The sequence below is a fragment of the Legionella sainthelensi genome (assembly GCF_900637685.1).
In the GTDB taxonomy this organism is placed as follows: Bacteria; Pseudomonadota; Gammaproteobacteria; order Legionellales; family Legionellaceae; genus Legionella; species Legionella sainthelensi.
The window spans coordinates 1427831-1445020 of sequence record NZ_LR134388.1 but is presented as its reverse complement, the minus strand read 5'-3'; the positions used below and the strand labels follow the sequence as shown (position 1 = coordinate 1445020).

Sequence of the window (17190 nt, the reverse complement as noted above, 5' to 3'; positions counted from 1 at the left end):
TACAAAACTCTAAGCAGGTATAAAATTTTTATCAAGATTATTGCATAGTATAAGTCAAATTGCAAAAAATATAGACATTCTTCTCATAAATTAGTTTATAATCACTGATATCTAAAAATTAGGAGCCAAGAATTTTTAACTTCTCTTGACTATAATCAATACGTAGGGTGTTCATTAATATGTTATTTGCTCTTAATATGAGGCACTATTTACTTATAATGCGATACTCTAAAATGCACTCCCTAACATCGAGCACGGTGAAAAATGGATTCAAAAGAAATAAATGAATTACAAAAAATTATTGATGAAAAAAATAATGAAATTCATCAACTCACTCTAAGCCTAGAGGGTGAACGATCAAAATTTAAAAATGAATTACAAGCTATTCATGAGTATTACGATAATATCATTGCATTAATGCCAGGACATGTTTATTGGCTAGATAAAAATAATGTTTTTTTAGGATGTAATGATTTGCAAGCTAAAAATGCCCAATTAAAGTCAAGAAAAGATATTATAGGAAAAACAAACTTTGATATGCCGTGGAAAGATCAGGCTGAAGAATTAAACAAAGTTAATAAATTAGTAATGGAGACAGGTATACCTCATACTGCAGAAGAGTATGCCGTAATGGCGAATGGAATGGGTATTTACTACTCACAAAAAGTCCCTTTACGTAATCAAAAAAATGAAGTTATCGGTGTTTTAGGAATTTCGCTGGACATAACTGAACGTAAAAAAATGGAAGTTGCGTTGCGTCGTGCCAAAGAAAATGCAGAAGTTGCCAACCAAGCAAAAAATGAGTTTATCTCCAACATGAGCCATGATATTCACACTCCATTGAGTGGGATTGTAGGAATGTCAAAGCTTTTAGAAGAAAAGGAGCAGAATCCAGAAAGAAAGCAATACGCACGTTGGATTCATGAAAGTGGTGAGCAATTACTCCAATTACTCAATGGTGTTATGGAAATCGTAGCTACAGATAATTTAAGAGAAGATGATGTCCATGAAGAACTATTCGAGTTACGCAAAAATATTCAAGATATAGCTCATCTTGTACAACCCACGTTGCAAATGAAGAAAATTAAATTAAATATTGAAATTGATGAGACCGTGCCTAACACCGTAATCACTGATGCTACAAAAATCCATAGGGTCTTATTAAATCTGGTAGGCAATGCCATCAAGTTTACTGATAATGGTGTCGTCACCATAAAAGTGGAAGCACTTTCACTCGAAAATAATTATACCCAGCTTCGCTTTAGCGTGATTGATACGGGCATTGGCATACCTCCGGAATTACAAAGTAAAATTTTTGATCGTTTTTTTCGTGCTGTTCCTTCTTATAAAAGCACTCATAGCGGTTATGGTGTAGGTTTACATATCGCCCAAAAATATCTAAGTCTATTAGGCGGGGAAATTAATCTGGAAAGCGAAATTGGCAAAGGTTCCACTTTCTATTTTACACTGACGTTGAAGATTGGCTATAACGACAAGCCATCGTCCAATGATATTGCTGGATCAGATTCTCAGAAAGATACTGCCCACCTTTCACCTCTTGTTCTATTAGTTGAAGATAATATTCTTTCCTTGCATATGATGGAAAATGTGGTAGAACAAGCGGGTTATGAGTTTTATTCTGCAATAGATGGAGAACATGCTCTAGAATTAATAGAAACCAATGATTTTGACCTAATCATTACTGAAGCAGATTTATCAAATCTTTCAGGACAAAATCTTGCTCTTTGCATCCGTGAACTGGAAAATCAATTACATAAACAATCTATTCCGATTATTGGATTAACAACAAATACGTCAATCGAAGCGGAAAAAAAATATTCTCGCTTGGGTATCAATAAAGTACTCTCTAAGCCAATTCATTTAAAAGCACTTCAAGCAGTGGTTAATGACTTTTTTTCACCTAAAAACAAACAAAATTAATCTAGAGTAAGCAGCGTAATTTGTAATAGCGAATTCAGAAAATAAATTTATTGGGTCATGTAATGATCCAATAAATTTATTGAATAATTTTACTTGTCAATGTGTTCTTTTATCGACTTCGATTATTAAAATCAATCCATTACCCATATTATGGGGTTTCAAAATAGTTGTTATCAAAAGGATAACAAATCCAGGTCATAGTGGAACCTTTGTAATTTACGTCAATATATTTAGTATTTAATACAGATAAAGCGGGTTGCTTATCCATATAACAAACTTGTCTCGATCCATCCACCATAACATAGTAATAAGAGGTAGTTATTGTGTACCGGTTGGGCAAATAATAAACATTTCCTTGTTTTTGTAAAATAACAGGGCTACCAACAATAACAATTTTACTTGCATAGCAGGTACTAAAAGTTATAAACAAAGAAATTGCAAATAAAAGTTTTTTTTCATAATGCTTCACTCCTTGAAATAATTTGGCAACTATGACAAGTATAGAACAATTATTTTTAGGTTAATTACTTCATCTTAACTATGAGAAACATATGAATATTATAGATTGGCTGACAAAACTCATCGCTTTTGACACTACTTCTCGTAACTCGAATTTATCGCTTATAGAGTTTCTGGCTAATGCTTTGAATGATTATCAAATAAAACCTATTATAATTCATGACAGTAAAGAGTTAAAAGCAAATTTATTAGCGACTATTCCTGCTCATAATAATCGTTTTGATGGGGGAATTATCTTATCAGGACATACTGATGTTGTTCCTGTAGATGGACAAATTTGGGATAGCAATCCATTTCAAGCCACCATTAAAAATGAACGTATTTATGGCAGAGGTGCATGTGATATGAAAGGCTTTATCGCTGTAGTTATGAGCCTCATTCCTCAATTAAAAGCATTAAAACTTGAATTTCCTATACATCTTGCTTTTTCCTATGATGAAGAAATTGGTTGTCGTGGCGCACCACACCTCATTGATAAAATCAAAGTACTCAATTACCAACCTAAAGCATGTATTGTTGGTGAACCAACTTCCATGCAACCCGTTATTGGTCATAAAGGAATACACTCTTATCGTTGCAAAATTCATGGAGTTGCTGCTCATTCATCACTTACTTCTCAGGGATGTAATGCTATAGAACATGCCGCATCTTTGATCGGTTTTCTTCGTAATTTAGCAAACCAATTTAAATCGGAAGGACATAAAGACGAAGCATATGACGTGCCCTATACTACAGTATCGACGAATCTTATCCAAGGGGGAAATGCTTATAATACTATCCCAGGCCTATGCGAATTTATTTTCGAAATTAGAAACTTAGCAATAGATGATTCAGATAAGATTCATAGAAAAATAATGGATTACATCGAAAATGAATTACTTCCCAGTATGCATCAAGAGCAACCAAGTGCCCAAATAATTTTAGAAAACATTGCTAACGCACCTGGTCTTGAGACACTACCTTCCGAAGCAATTGTGCAAGGAGCACAAGCTATTTGCCAAAATCAAAAACAATCAAAAGTAGCCTACGCCACAGAAGCGGGACTATTCCAAAATGCCCAAATTCCTACTATTGTTTGTGGTCCTGGAAGCATTGAACAAGCGCATCGCGCCAATGAATTTGTCGATCTTGAGCAATTATATCGATGTGAACGATTTGTTATAGAAATGCTTAAATTGCCTTTTCTTAAATGATCTCAATGATAATGAAAAACACCAAATGAATAATAATTAGCTTTTTTTTGAAAAACAGGCGCACTAACTGTATAATCGCGCATCAAAGCTTTAATAAAGAATGTTTGTATGAAAATTTTATATATACCCTTCCATGAAGAAAACGATTTATGTATTGCTGCGACTCTGTGGAAAAGAAGGCTTAGTGAGGAAAATATACTTATTATACAACATGGTCAGCCAATTGATTATAATGTGCTAAAAAATGCAGCGGGAACAATCACTCTTTATGTACTTGCACACGGAATAGACAGCTGGAGCCAACCCTTTCATTTAGCAAGTCATTCTATTATTACCAGCAAAACAACTCAGCTTGATATTGAAAAAATTGCTGATCGCTTCAATTCTGATTTTGTATATTTACATCATAAAATAAATCATATTAAACTTTTTTTCTGTAACAATAAAGGAAGTCAAAAACTCATCGCTGAGCGATTCAATAAAAATTTAATATTATTTAGTTCACCCATCGATTATTATGCAGGCATCATAACCTCTCCATGGCAAGATAAAATAAAATATTCTCTTTTCCAGGGTACATGGTATAAAACATCCAAAGTTCGTAATACTTTATATCAAAAAAAAGACTCCATGGATGCGGACATTAGGCTTACTGTAAAAGAGCGGTCTATGCGTGAATTTTTAGCAAATGCAAAACAAAAACGCATTGACAAGGTACTCCAAAGACAAAGCAAAGCCCGACAAGAACGACTCATAAAAAATAGAGGGTACTGCACGGAACAACACAAATTATCTCTTGAAGATGCAGCTAATGAACCATCAAATCTCACCCTTAACCATATCGGATAAAGAAATAAAAAACTAAACAGAGAATGTGCATTTTTGGAAACAATATTTATTTTTTCCTTCTTAATATTTCCTTAATAAATTTTATTTACCATTCGACAAAAAATTAGTAGAGGTATTTACCATGCAAGAAAAAACAGAAAATAACTCAGGTAATCCAGGATTGACTTTCTCGCCAACACCTTATTTTTTGGCAAACTTAGGGGTTAAAACAGCAGCAATTTCTTTTTCTGTCTCAATGCTCACACAACCTTTTCAATCGATACTCACTCGACTTCAGGTAAATTCTCCAAGTGGATTTAATGGAGGACTTTTTCGCAGCATGTATCGTGGTTTTGTACCTTATGCTATTGCTGGTCAAAAAAGAGGAGCAGTATCCGTAACAGCAAAGCAAGCAAATAAAGAAGTAATTGAAGAAGAAGAAATAGAAATACCTGGTCGTCAACGCTGGATGGGAACATTCCTTTTTTCGCAAGCAGATCTTCTCATAAGTAATGCATTAGGTGGAAAATCAAAATTGGAAAATGCTGGTATTATTACTAAAACAAATTTCAAATGGTCTTTTGAAAATTATCGGAAATTAACCGGTGTTAATTGGGGATCGCGTTCTTTTGCAGGCTTCGTTAACTTTTCTGCTTTGGGTTTTGTAGGCGATTATATTAGCTCCTTTTATAAATTCGATAACGACTTTTATAACAAGTTAGCTGGTGGTGCAACTGCAGGTGTAGTCGCAACAGTATTTACAACGATTCCTAACTCGTATGCTGACCGAAAAGTTCTAGCAACAAAAATTGAAAATGGCCATCTATTGACTGTATCTCCTTTCACAATGTTTAGCCAAGCGAAAGCTCATGTCAAATCAGTTGGTAAGAAAGAAGCCCTTTCTCACTTTATGAAAGTCAACTTTTTAAAAGAAGTTGTGGTACGAAGCCCTATGTCAGCTTTAACCTTCGGCATTATTTTCGGCCTAGATGATTTAATGGGACCTGAACCATTGAAAAAAGTTTGGCCCAGAGTTGAAGAAAATGACACTGAAAAGTCAGTAAATAATCCATCAAAAAGAATGTAATCAACAAAAACAAGGATGTTGTTTGAAAACTTAATGCTTTGTATCTCTCTATTATTTTCTTTAACTTCTATATAAATATCGATACATTCTAATGAGTTATAGTTGCATTCGCAAAAATTTCATTTAGAATCAATGATTGATATTTAATAGGATTAATTAATTATTAAACAGGACGGATATATGATGTCATTATTCTTCAAAAGTGGATACAATGTAATTCAAACTGCTACGAAAAGATCATTAATCGATGCAACTAGAAGTATGTCAACAGCAGGAATCATATTTGGGGGCTATTATATGTACAACAAAGCAGCCTCTTTATTCTCCCAATATCACTTTTTTAAAAATCATTCTAATAAAATAGATGTAAAAGAGATTTGTGAGTGCAATAATAAATCCTCATTTTCAGGCTCATAAAAAGGGAGTGATCTCCTTTGCCCTAAGTGCGGTAAACTACTGCAAGAAGTCTTGACTAACTTGCTCTATTTATTTCAAGCTTCCTTCTTATTGAATGTGTCTCAAAATCTTATGCTTTAAAAATATAAATTCTTTTAATGTAGTTGTTTTAGATTAAGTCGTGTTGACGATCCCCCTCTACCTGCCGCAACTTGTTCCTGAGAGATCCTCACAAAATATAATCACATCATAGGATCTCCAAGTTGTGCTTGAAAAACACATTGATAAAGCATCATTAATAAATTCTGAAAGCTCTCTTTAGTCAAAAAAAGAGGTTTTTCAACACGTGTTTTCCGAGTAACACGATGGATAAACCGGAAGTGGATTTAGCCGAATGCGCTTGAAAATCAGAAGCGTTACCTATTGATTCTCTGCAGCACTAGATCAAATACATTAATTGTTCAAATTGAACTTATATGATATAATTTAAGCACCACATTAAAGGGGCCTTATTATTTCATGTAATAAGGAATTTCTAGACTGGGAAAAATAAAAAGAACGAAGGAAAGTATGAACTGAGAGATATTAGAGTGGAAAGCAAATTTGACGAGAGCATAAAGCCGTTTAGCCAAAAATTAAAATTACCAAAGAAACAATTAATCGTCTTAATCAATCCTAATAAAAATCAAGATATGGATAACAGATTAAGTTTATTTCTAGGACATGCTGTTGCCCGTGGCGGCAAAGCTCATATGTCAGCGTTAGCCCTTGTTCAAGGTCCAGCTCAAATACAAGCAATAGATGTGAAAGAAGAGCCATCCAAAGCATTCAAGGGTGAAAAAGTTAAATCATATAACTTTTTTGAAAAGAGAATCAAGAAAATTAAACCTATTGAAGATTCAAATTCTTTTGATAGTATTCTAATTATAGGTGCAGGAGTTCCGAATTCTCAAAGAACTGCCTATAAAAGTATTAACGGCATTAATAAAGTTCAAAGTTTGATTGAGCCAATAGAAGATATCCTTTCTTCCTATTTAAAAGACAATGGCCATATTAGAGTGCAGATTTGTCATTCCAATACATGTAAAGATCTCGATAAAACCACTACTTTTGCTCAAAGAATTACAGCAAAAGCAATTAATAAAAAAAATGCCACTTTAAGTGCTCCTGAATCTTTTAGTATCATATCTACAAACGATGCCAGGGTATTTGATGTAACAACTCAAAATAATGCTTTTATGAAAATGCGTGGCCCTTGCAAAAATATCTTAAATAATAAGAAAGATGATTTAGAGATTCAAAATGAGTTTATGCGGTACCTGAATCAAGCCGGAAAAGACGATAAAGTTATATTTAAAAACGTTTTGCAAAGTGTCAAATTAGTTAATCATGATATTGATACTCCTTTTAATCAAGAAGATATAAGAAATGCTCTCGCTGAAGAAGAGTTTTTAACAACCCGTACAATCATGGATATGGAAGAAGAAAAGATGGAAATGGAGAAACCGTCGGGACTTTCGTTATCTTACTCTACAGGAATCATTCGAAGTATGAAAGCAGGAAGCACCTACGATGCATCATTTTTCACTACAAAAGAGACAGACCTGGTCCTGGAGCAGAAAACGTCAGGGCTTAACGAAAAAGTAACCCCAAAAGATACAACGGATAAGGTAACCATAGAAGAAGATGTATCGGATTTAGAAAATATCTTCAATATATAGATTGATCTTATTTTTTCTCGGGGCGTAAAGCCCCCTGCTGTGAATAAGATTGGTTACCATATAACCAATTTTCGAGTCCTGAATTCATGACAACTAACTTATCTTTTAAAAAGTGCATTTTTTACGAGAAAGAATTACATCATCATAAATTAAGAAATTCCTCATTTGTATTTCCAATGACAAGACAACTAAAAATTCAAGATTGATATTGTCCATAAAAAATATTTAAAGATCGAATAGTTGACAGTATTTTTGGTTTTATTTATAGTAGCAGTTATTTTATATGACAAATTATGTTATCTCGCACCGAAAATCCGATCCCCCCCAAAAAACAGCTAATCATTTTAATTAATCCCACTAAAAATGATGCGATGGGTAGCAAATTAGGCCTTTTTCTAAATCATACTTTGGCTCGTGGCAAATCTCTAAATGCGACTAACTCAGCAGTCATGCTCATTAAAAAAGAAGGAGCCAAAGAAGTTGAAGCATTAGATGTAAAAAATTATAATTTTGTTGACTCTGAACTATTTTCTAAAGACTCTCTTAGAGAAAAAAAGCTCTTAATCGACTTTCAAGATAAAATGCATCCATTAGAAGAAGCAGCTTCTTATGATGAAATTGTTATTATAGGTTCGGGGGTTCCATTAAAAGGGAGTAATACTTATGCTTCTATCAATGGATTAAGAAAAAATTTTTTCCCTTCATTAGTTACTTGTATTAAAAATACAATAAGTCTTCATCTAAAAGATAATGGTCATGTAAGAGTCCAAATATGTCACGCTGCGACTAAATCTCCTGTAGTATCATCAGATGAAGTTATACAGGAACAAAGACCTCTTTCTGAATGTATTCAAGTTGAGAAAAAAAAATTCACAACTCATGCGCCATCAAGTTATAGCGTTATTTCTCCTAATGATGGAAGAGCCATAGATGTTGAATTTCAGGGAACTTCAAACCAATTTGATGAGTTTGCCAAACATGTTAAAAAGTTTTTAAATTATAAAAATAGTAACGATTATATTACAAAAATGACCCAAATATTTGTATTGGAACATGAAGAGAAATATCATTATACTAAAATCATTAAAAATTTGAGTGTAGTAAATCCCCAACAAGAAGAATTTTTAATTGAAACTGCAGAGGATAAAATTTCTTTTAAGAAAAATAAATTTGGATTATTTGCCAAAAACGCATCTTGTAAAAAATCCATTCCAGAAGAGGCAGAAGATGCGCATTCAGCTTCAGAAGAAATGTCACTTTCCAATTTCTTTGGTAATTGAAAGCTCGATAAGAGAAATGGCTGAGGTTCAAACCAGCCATTCTCCATCAGCGCTTTAGCACACAATATACTATAAAGAACGTTGCCAAAACGCTTAATTAAAAACGGAGAACACTACCATTAATATGTTTTTATCTGAGTGTATTCATTTGAATTTTTGGTATTCAATGAAAGCTTATTGATTTAGGAGTTTTAAAAATCAGTAATTATAAGTTCAGGAATGAATAGGGGCAGACTCGATTGAAACTTCGGCCCATTGTGGGACATATCCAAAAAAATTTAAACCGGCCACTGGTCTAACGATTCGGCAAATTCTAACTAGAAGTGCGACAGACAAAAATGCTGTATATTCAAGTTGTTGAATACAAGAATATCAAAGCAAAGGAGTCTGTCACATGAGGGATTATACTCATTTAACAAAGAGTGATCGACAACGTTTATATACCTATCTAGATATGGGTCTATCGATAAGAGCGATATCCAAAAAATTATCACGCCATCCATCCACACTATATAGAGATTAGTCGTAATAAAGAGCAGTATATTTGCCTAGTATAGCCCATCAAAAAGCACTATTAAGAGCATCCAATGGTCGTCGCAGTAAACTAGATAAGGATGGCTATTTACGAGACTATGTATGCAGAAGTTTAAAGAAGGGCTGAAGTCCAGAGCAAATATCCGGAAGGATGAAATATCACAGGCTGACTATTTATGTCTGTCCAGAAACTATTTATCAATATGTATACAAGTCAAAAAATAAAGACCTTTATCATTGTTTACCTTATAAACAACCTAAACGATATAAACGTTACTCAAGAAAAGAACATCACTGTCGCTTTGGAGGTGATATACGCTTAATTACAGAAAGACCGGCTGATATTAATTCAAGAACCCGTTTTGGCCATTGGGAAGGAGATACAATTCAATTTATGGGTAACAAAAAACAAGTGATTACAACCTTAGTTGAGCGTAAATCGAGAATGGTTTTTCTTATTAAAAATAATAGCAAGCATTCCCAGGGTGTTATAGAGAAAATAAGTGCTAAGTTTCAAAACTTACCTCAACAAATGTTTAAGTCTATAACCTTCGACCAAGGGGCTGAGTTCGCTAATTATAGGTATCTTGACGATACTATGAGGTGCCATGTTTACTACTGTGAAACTCATTCACCTTGGCAGAAGGAAAGTAATGAAAACATGAACGGTTGGTTAAGACGATATTTACCAAAAACGGCTACAATTGATCATGTAGCACAAAAAGAACTTGATTTATTAGCTGATAAAATGAACCTATTCCCAAGAAAATGTTTGGGATTTAAAATGCCTAAGGAACTGTTTATACAGCAGTATAAAAATCATTGTCGCACTTGGAGCTAGAATGCACCCTTCTATAAAAACTATACTCTATTGATTTCATTGATTAGGCCGTATAGGGTTCGAACCTATGACCAAGAGATTAAGAGTCTCCTGCTCTACCAGCTGAGCTAACGGCCCATATTTGAGTAAACAACATATCGATTACATATTTAATAATAACTTATTAAAACAAACCTTGTCATCTTCTAACTTAAAAAATCCTATTAAATCATAATAAATCTATTCCTTAAACTCATCTCTGAGATAAGGAAATGTGTGGACGACTATTATGTTTATAATTATTTTATCAAAATAATGTTCTAATATCTAAAAATCACATGCTGATTGAATATTGGATAATGCTGGGGCAACCTTATCATTAAGTTTTTTAGTAATAACTACGTGATCTATATTTTGAGTTTGTTTCTACTTTGCAGGAATAGATCCAACAGCCCCCTGCTTACGCAGAGGGTGGCGTTTTCCCTTACATCACCTTCCTCTCAACAGGCATCCACAACAGAGGAGGGCCTAAAAAAGCACCAAACCTATAGAAACTTCACATCACTGCATGTCATCAATAGTCCACCAGCGGATGCTAAGGTTAGTGCTTTTGGTAGGAGGTATTTTATTTTAATATTAAAAATCAATCTAAGCTTCGCTTAGACGCTCTTTCATTGCTGATGTTCTTGCCCCAAATTTGTCCTGATACGCCAAGACAAGTATACCTGTAGCACCTAGAGCTAATGTTATTGGAATAACTCCTATTCCGTAAATAAAAGCACTTGCATCACGAATCCCGCCATGGGCATTAATGACCATACCAATAACTGTATGAAAACCATAGCCAAAAATCATAATGATCATATTCGCAATGGCAGTAGTCAAACCAGCAAGATGATCAGGAACATACGTAGACACTTTATAAATAGCCAAAATCTGATAAGCACAACACATACCTACTAATATAAAGCATATTGTTATACTTGATACAGTTAATACACCTGCGACAAGTGCAACAAAAACCAAGCACATCGTTATTCCTGCAGTAATGATCGTGCCTAGGTAATATCCTGTTTTTTCTGCAATCAAACTTAACACAGGCGATCCAAAGCACATACCAATGAAAATCATTGAAGGTAAGTAATTAGCTACCGAAGGCTCTAAACCATATACATGTTTTAAAAAACCTGAACCCCATACATCCGAAAAGCCTTCTAAAGGTCCTAGCATTAACCCCGCAAAAAAACAAAGCAAGATGACTTTTTTATTGGAAAAAACGGTTTTCACATTAGTAAAGACTGAGGAATGGTAAGTTGGTTTTTCTTCTGGAACAATCAAATAGGTAATACATGCAAGTATTAACCCTAGAACAATAAAAATTTCAACAACCACTTTATAACCTAAAGTATGAGAAAGATAGCTTACAGGCCCTCCTCCATAGACAGCTCCGATTAGGCCAATCATAACTGAAAAGCTTAGCATACGAGAAAAATATTGTTCTTTAAACGACATTCTTATTATTTTAAACGTGCCCAAAATCGCAGCAGAAGATCCTATACCGATCAAAGCCCTGCCTATAAGGGGATAGATCCAGTTGTCCGCGAAAATAAGTGGTAACAAACCAATAACAGGAAGCAAAATACATACTGTCATCACTTTCCTGGGCCCAAATCTATCGAGCATAATACCAATAGGTAAATGCATTAAAGAATAACCTAAATAATAAATACCAGAAAATTGCCCGAATACTGTTGCATCAATGTGAAATTGAGAAGTTATATCATCCATCATAATATTGGGCATAACTCTTAAGACATATTGATAAGCATAAAAAATCGAGGCAACAACCCAAACAAACCAGGCTACAACGCGGGAAGTAGACATAATATCCTCAAAAACAAGAAAACAATATTTTGTGTTCACGATGTACAATTAACCATCACCAACATATTTTAATTCAAAACCTTTGAAATTAAATTGCAAAATGATGTTTGAAAATTGATTTTTTTAATTTTTTATTTTAAAAAAATACTATTTATTAAAATAATATTCTATAATGTCAAATATTTATATAATTTTTTATTTTTTATGGATCGTATTGACAAAAAATACTTGATATTCTTCAAGCAAACTGCAAAATCAACAATCAAGAATTGGCAGAAATGGTGGCACTATCTCCTTCTCCTTGTCTTCGCAGAGTGAAACTACTTGAGGATCATGGCTATATTAAAAAAGAAGTTGCTCTTCTTGATCCAGAAAAAATAGGATTAAAACTATCAGTGATTGTTTTAGTTGGATTAGACAATCATCAACCCAACGTGATGAGCCATTTTGAAGAAGAGATTCGCTTTCTTCCTGAGGTGATTCAATGTTATATGATTACCGGACAATCCGCAGATTATTTATTAAAAGTCATAGTACCGGATCTGAACACTTACCAAACATTTTTATTAGATAAACTTACTCGGATCAATGGTGTATCAAGCGTTCAATCGAGTTTTATATTAAGAACTATTTGCGAAACAACGTCCTTACCTCTAAATCATCTTGATTAAAAAGACTAACTCAATAAATAGGAATAAATATAGTCTTCACCACCTTTAATAATTTACAATATCAAAAATAATGTTCAAATAATGAATTATTCATGCTAAAAAGGATTTCCATCTTCTTATTATTGATTGGAATAGTAACTGGCTGCCATAGAAATGTTGAGCAACACGTTTCTACACCCCTTCAAAAATTTCCTTCCAGTACAAAAGCATATAAACCAGTAAATAACCTGCCTTATACCGCTTGGTGGCAGCAGTTTCATGATTTAGAATTAAATCACTTAATTGAAACTGGCTTAAAGAATAATATGGATGTTCATATCGCCATCGGAAATGTCCAACAAGCTCAAGGAGAATTACAGCAAATCAAGCTCGGTTGGATTCCAACCTTAAAATTATTTGCTGGTTATTCCACTAACCCGGCCTTAGGTGTTCCTGGTGCTTTTTATGGCGCATGGCCTTACTATGTTTTAAATATTATGCAACTTTATACTCAGCAAAAGCAGGCTACGTATAATCTCCAAGTATATCAAGCCGCTGTTGATGGAGTGCGCTTAGCTTTAATTGGTCAAATTACCTCAGCCTATTTCACTTTAATTGCTCAAATGGAACAATTAAGATTGCTGCAGCAACTTGATAAAGATTTAAAATCCTTGATTGCATTGAGTCAACAAGATATCAAGATTGGCTTAGTTAATGAAATTGATTTAGCTCAGTTGCAATCTGATGAACAAATAATTGCAGCGCAAATAAAACCCATTTTGCATAATATTGTATTTAGTGAAAACGCTCTTCGCTTTTTAATTAACGAAATTCCCGGAAGAGTAAAAAATAAGAATAATTTTGCCTCATTAAACTTTACTCGCTTTAAACCAGGAAGCCTACCTGCCACAGTCTTAAATAATCGACCGGATATGAAAATGGCAGAATATGCGTTAAAAGAATCACACATAAAAATCTCTGTTACATACAGTAATTTTTTTCCAGCCTTACAATTAGATGACTTTCTTGGTGACGTTAGCTTACCTCACAATTCTTTTGCACAATCAGTAGATACTTATGTAAATTGGACAATAACACCGAGTGTTTTAGGCAATGTCGCCGCGAGCAAAGGCGCCTATCATGCAAAAGTCGCTGAATTTGAGAAAACAGTAAAACGCATTTTAAAAGAGGTCGATACTGATTATTCTGCTAATAAACGAATGAATGAACAATTTACTGCATATTTACAGGCAGAAGAAGATTATCGCCGCAAATATAAATTACAACAAGGTTTGTTAAAAACAGGATTAATTTCTTATAAAGATTTATTACAAAGTAAGATATATTTGGATAACTTGGCGCTTACAACCAATCAAGCCAAATTAGAACTTGCAATGTCTTTAGTTGCTTTATATCAGGATTTGGCTGGGGGTTATGCTTATCACTCAAAGCCCAAAAAATGACAAACTAAATAATGATCATAAGGATCAGGACTCCTCTTTTGAGGAGAAAAAAAATTTAAACTCATTTGTTTTTATGAAAAATTACATTCAATTGCGTACAAAAATCAAAAAAAAGTATACTCGCTTAAAGCGTTCGGTTACCTTAGTTAATGCAATTATTTTTATAGGTATTTTAACGACTTTTGTTTATATTTTTTCTTATTTATTTCCTTTCACCGATAATGCATTTATTGTTAACAATGTACGACCCGTCGCTGCTCTCACTAATGGCTATATTACTGACCTTTACGTCCAAAATGGTGATGTTGTTAAAAAAGGACAAAAGCTTTTTACCGTGTTTCAAAAGCCCTATATCTATGCAGTTGAGCAACTTACAGCGGATTTAGCCAGCGCTCAAGCACAATTGGCTGTATTAAAAACCACTTATGAGCGCGATCTTAAGCTCAGTGAAAACGAGCAAAGAAATTACATTAAGCTTGATCAAGATGATCAAAAATACCGTCAAGGTTATAGAATAAAATCCGTATCTTTAATGACTCTCCAAAATTCGCAACAAGAAACACAAGCAGCAAAAGACAAATGGCAAGCGGCTCTAAAGCAATTAGAAATTGATAAAAATCAAATAGAAGCTCAAGAAAATGAAATTAAATCCATTGCTGCACGATTAAAAAATGCAAAAGTCAATTTAGAGTTGACGAATGTCTATGCGCAAGGGAATGGAATTATCCAAAATTTGTTTTTCACTATTGGAACCCCAGTAAATATTAATCAACCACTTTTTTCTTTAGTAGATACCGATAATGTTTACATACAGGCAAATTTTAATGAAACAGATTTACGGGATGTACGTAAAGGATCAAAAGTTTTAATATTCCCCAGGATGTATCTAAGTAGAAAAATGTTTCATGGGGTAGTGGAATCTGATTATTGGTCTGCTAATCGACAATTAGTAGACAATCGGACTCAATTACAAAATGTCATTAATGAAAATCAATGGATTTTGTTACCACAACGACTTCCGGTCATTATTCGAATCACCGATCCTGATCCTCATTACCCACTTCGCGTTGGAACCAGTGCTTATGTCTATATTAAAGTTTAAACAATGGCTCGATGAAGTTGATCCGTACGCCCTTCAACGCATTACACTTTATAAATGTCTGTTTGTTGCAACTGTGGAAGTATATGTTTATTGGTTATTTCAACCTGTAAGCTTTATTGCTTTTTTTATGCCATTTCTATTAACATCGCTTTATGAAGCGCCCGTCCTTTCTACTTTCAAAGAAAAAGAACAATTACTGATTTTTATTACCATAGGCATAATTCTCATCAGTATCACCTTCTATCTCGTATATCCCTTTCGCGTGATTTTTTTCTTTTTTTCTGTTTTTGTTCTTTCAGTCACTTATTTTTGCGTATTAAAGTATTTTTACACGCTAAAAAATTTAACGATGTTACTTATTTCATCAGGCGCACTGGTTTTAAGTATCGACCCTCCGGCCAATCTTGAGGTTGCATATGGTTTTATTTCGTCCATTGCATTATCCATGACGTTTATTTTCATTTGTTTAAGAATTTTTCCGAATATGTATTTAATTGTCTGGAACAGAGCATTATATAAATTCATCCAATACCTCGAAAAAGATATTGATTACACTATAAATAAAAATGATAAAAAACCGACTTGGGAAGAGATTATGCATTTAGGAATGGTTAGAAATTACACAAAAATGCTTCCCAAAAAATATATGATGCCTGCCTATCGTATCTCAGTAAACATTCGTAATATTCAACATTCTTTAGATAATCTTTATTATGAGACAATGAATGAATCATTTTGGTATGGAATTAAAAATAATCTACTCTGGCTTAGGCTGCAGATGCACGCTTATTCCCAATGCGGTTTGCCTCAACTTCCTATAGAACCTAAAACAAAGTTACAACACCATGTTGCCCTTTGCCTCGAACGTTCTTTTCGTAGCTGGAATAAATTATGCTTACTCAAAATGCATTAAAAAGAAAGCTTGATTACGCGCGATTTGTTCATTTAGCAATTATGTTTATGGTTGCTATGTTGATTTACTTATTTTCGAATATTCCTCATAAATGGTGGGTTTTGCTCACTGTCATCGTCATCAGCGCCGGAATAGAGCCCGGTTTAATTGTTAAAAGAGCCATTTTTCGCATTGGTGGTACTTTTGCTGCTTTGTTGATTTTAATTCCATTGCTTTATTTAACACAGTTTAACTATCGATTAATCCCGGTTATATTCATTGTAGCGGTGATTGGATTTTCTGTATCTTCAATTAATACAAATCGTTATGATATTAGCGTTTTCTTTATTACCCTCATCGTGTTCTTTTTATTAGCCCAGACCACTGAAATAAATTCTCCTGAAGGTCCATTTGTGATGATGTTAAATCGAGGGATATGTACCTTGCTTGGTGTATCTATAGTTTTAATTGGGGATTATTTTTTATTTCAGACCTATCATTATTCACAAAAACTTTATTTATTTCACCAGATGATGGTTTACAATTTTTTTAATGAGGTGGTACAACAAATCACTCAAACCCGTACCCACCAAATTAACTCTTCTATTTTTGTCGCAAAATTACGTACCGAAGTTATAAAAACCTGCTCCCCCATAGCCGTTAGTTCGCAAAATTTAAAATTAGAAGCGAGAGTAAGTCCGCAAACTATAAAGCGAATTGATGTCTTTCAAGAAACAATTTGGGAAATACGCAGGGTCCTTTTTGCATTATCTGTTTCTGAATTTGTATTGCATTCGCCTACAACAACCCAGAAACATTTACAACGCTTCAATACCTTAATGAACAAGGCAAAAAGCAATTTTATTTATACTTAAATAAA

The 17190-nt window shown here is 33.7% G+C and carries 13 protein-coding genes, 1 tRNA gene and 1 pseudogene; 12 read left to right on the top strand and 3 right to left on the bottom strand.

Going from position 1 to position 17190, the window contains the following annotated elements; genetic code table 11:
- The first annotated feature begins 264 nt into the window (after positions 1–264).
- Positions 265–1941 (top strand): ATP-binding protein, encoded by a 1677-nt coding sequence (locus EL220_RS06465; RefSeq protein WP_027271131.1) that lies wholly within the window; start codon positions 265–267, stop codon positions 1939–1941.
- Positions 1942–2089: 148 nt separating this feature from the next.
- Here the strand turns inward: EL220_RS06465 and EL220_RS06460 are convergent, their stop codons facing one another.
- Positions 2090–2410 (bottom strand): hypothetical protein, encoded by a 321-nt coding sequence (locus EL220_RS06460; protein ID WP_128130845.1) that lies wholly within the window; start codon positions 2408–2410, stop codon positions 2090–2092.
- A gap of 82 nt (positions 2411–2492) precedes the next feature.
- On the opposite strand from EL220_RS06460, the gene argE reads away from it, so the two are divergent.
- The 6 genes and pseudogenes from argE to EL220_RS06420 all read left to right on the top strand — a co-directional run bounded on the left by argE (position 2493) and on the right by EL220_RS06420 (position 10340).
- Complete coding sequence (argE, locus tag EL220_RS06455) at positions 2493–3653, top strand: acetylornithine deacetylase (protein WP_027271133.1); 1161 nt, start codon at positions 2493–2495, stop codon at positions 3651–3653.
- A gap of 108 nt (positions 3654–3761) precedes the next feature.
- The gene (locus tag EL220_RS06450; RefSeq protein ID WP_027271134.1) at positions 3762–4502 is read left to right on the top strand and encodes a hypothetical protein; all 741 of its coding nucleotides are present in this window, start codon (positions 3762–3764) and stop codon (positions 4500–4502) included.
- Between the two features lie 121 nt (positions 4503–4623).
- Complete coding sequence (locus EL220_RS06445) at positions 4624–5568, top strand: hypothetical protein (protein ID WP_027271135.1); 945 nt, start codon at positions 4624–4626, stop codon at positions 5566–5568.
- 986 nt (positions 5569–6554) lie between these two features.
- The gene (locus EL220_RS06430) at positions 6555–7685 is read left to right on the top strand and encodes a hypothetical protein (protein ID WP_232002665.1); all 1131 of its coding nucleotides are present in this window, start codon (positions 6555–6557) and stop codon (positions 7683–7685) included.
- 371 nt (positions 7686–8056) lie between these two features.
- On the top strand, positions 8057–8965 hold the full coding sequence (locus tag EL220_RS06425) for a hypothetical protein (protein ID WP_232002664.1): 909 nt from the start codon (positions 8057–8059) through the stop codon (positions 8963–8965).
- Positions 8966–9359: 394 nt separating this feature from the next.
- A pseudogene (locus tag EL220_RS06420) lies at positions 9360–10340 on the top strand (IS30 family transposase).
- 44 nt (positions 10341–10384) lie between these two features.
- Here the strand turns inward: EL220_RS06420 and EL220_RS06415 are convergent.
- Together EL220_RS06415 and EL220_RS06410 are read right to left on the bottom strand one after the other, a co-directional pair.
- Positions 10385–10457, bottom strand: a tRNA-Lys gene (locus tag EL220_RS06415).
- Positions 10458–10967: 510 nt separating this feature from the next.
- Positions 10968–12203: an MFS transporter gene (locus EL220_RS06410; protein ID WP_027271138.1), complete on the bottom strand. Its 1236-nt coding sequence runs from the start codon at positions 12201–12203 to the stop codon at positions 10968–10970.
- A 224-nt stretch (positions 12204–12427) separates the two neighbouring features.
- On the opposite strand from EL220_RS06410, the gene EL220_RS06405 reads away from it, so the two are divergent.
- From EL220_RS06405 to EL220_RS06385, 5 genes are all read left to right on the top strand, one after another.
- Complete coding sequence (locus tag EL220_RS06405; RefSeq protein ID WP_232002735.1) at positions 12428–12874, top strand: Lrp/AsnC family transcriptional regulator; 447 nt, start codon at positions 12428–12430, stop codon at positions 12872–12874.
- A 92-nt stretch (positions 12875–12966) separates the two neighbouring features.
- Positions 12967–14316 (top strand): TolC family protein, encoded by a 1350-nt coding sequence (locus EL220_RS06400; RefSeq protein ID WP_027271140.1) that lies wholly within the window; start codon positions 12967–12969, stop codon positions 14314–14316.
- Positions 14317–14389: 73 nt separating this feature from the next.
- A complete protein-coding gene (locus EL220_RS06395; protein ID WP_027271141.1) occupies positions 14390–15418 on the top strand; it encodes an HlyD family secretion protein in 1029 nt (342 codons plus the stop codon).
- Positions 15399–16331 carry a hypothetical protein gene (locus EL220_RS06390; protein ID WP_027271142.1) on the top strand — a complete coding sequence of 311 codons (933 nt, stop codon included), beginning with the start codon at positions 15399–15401 and terminating at the stop codon, positions 16329–16331. The genes EL220_RS06395 and EL220_RS06390 overlap by 20 nt, the downstream gene beginning before the upstream one ends.
- On the top strand, positions 16310–17185 hold the full coding sequence (locus EL220_RS06385) for an FUSC family protein (RefSeq protein ID WP_027271143.1): 876 nt from the start codon (positions 16310–16312) through the stop codon (positions 17183–17185). Before EL220_RS06390 ends, EL220_RS06385 begins: the two co-directional genes overlap by 22 nt.
- Positions 17186–17190: the final 5 nt, after the last annotated feature.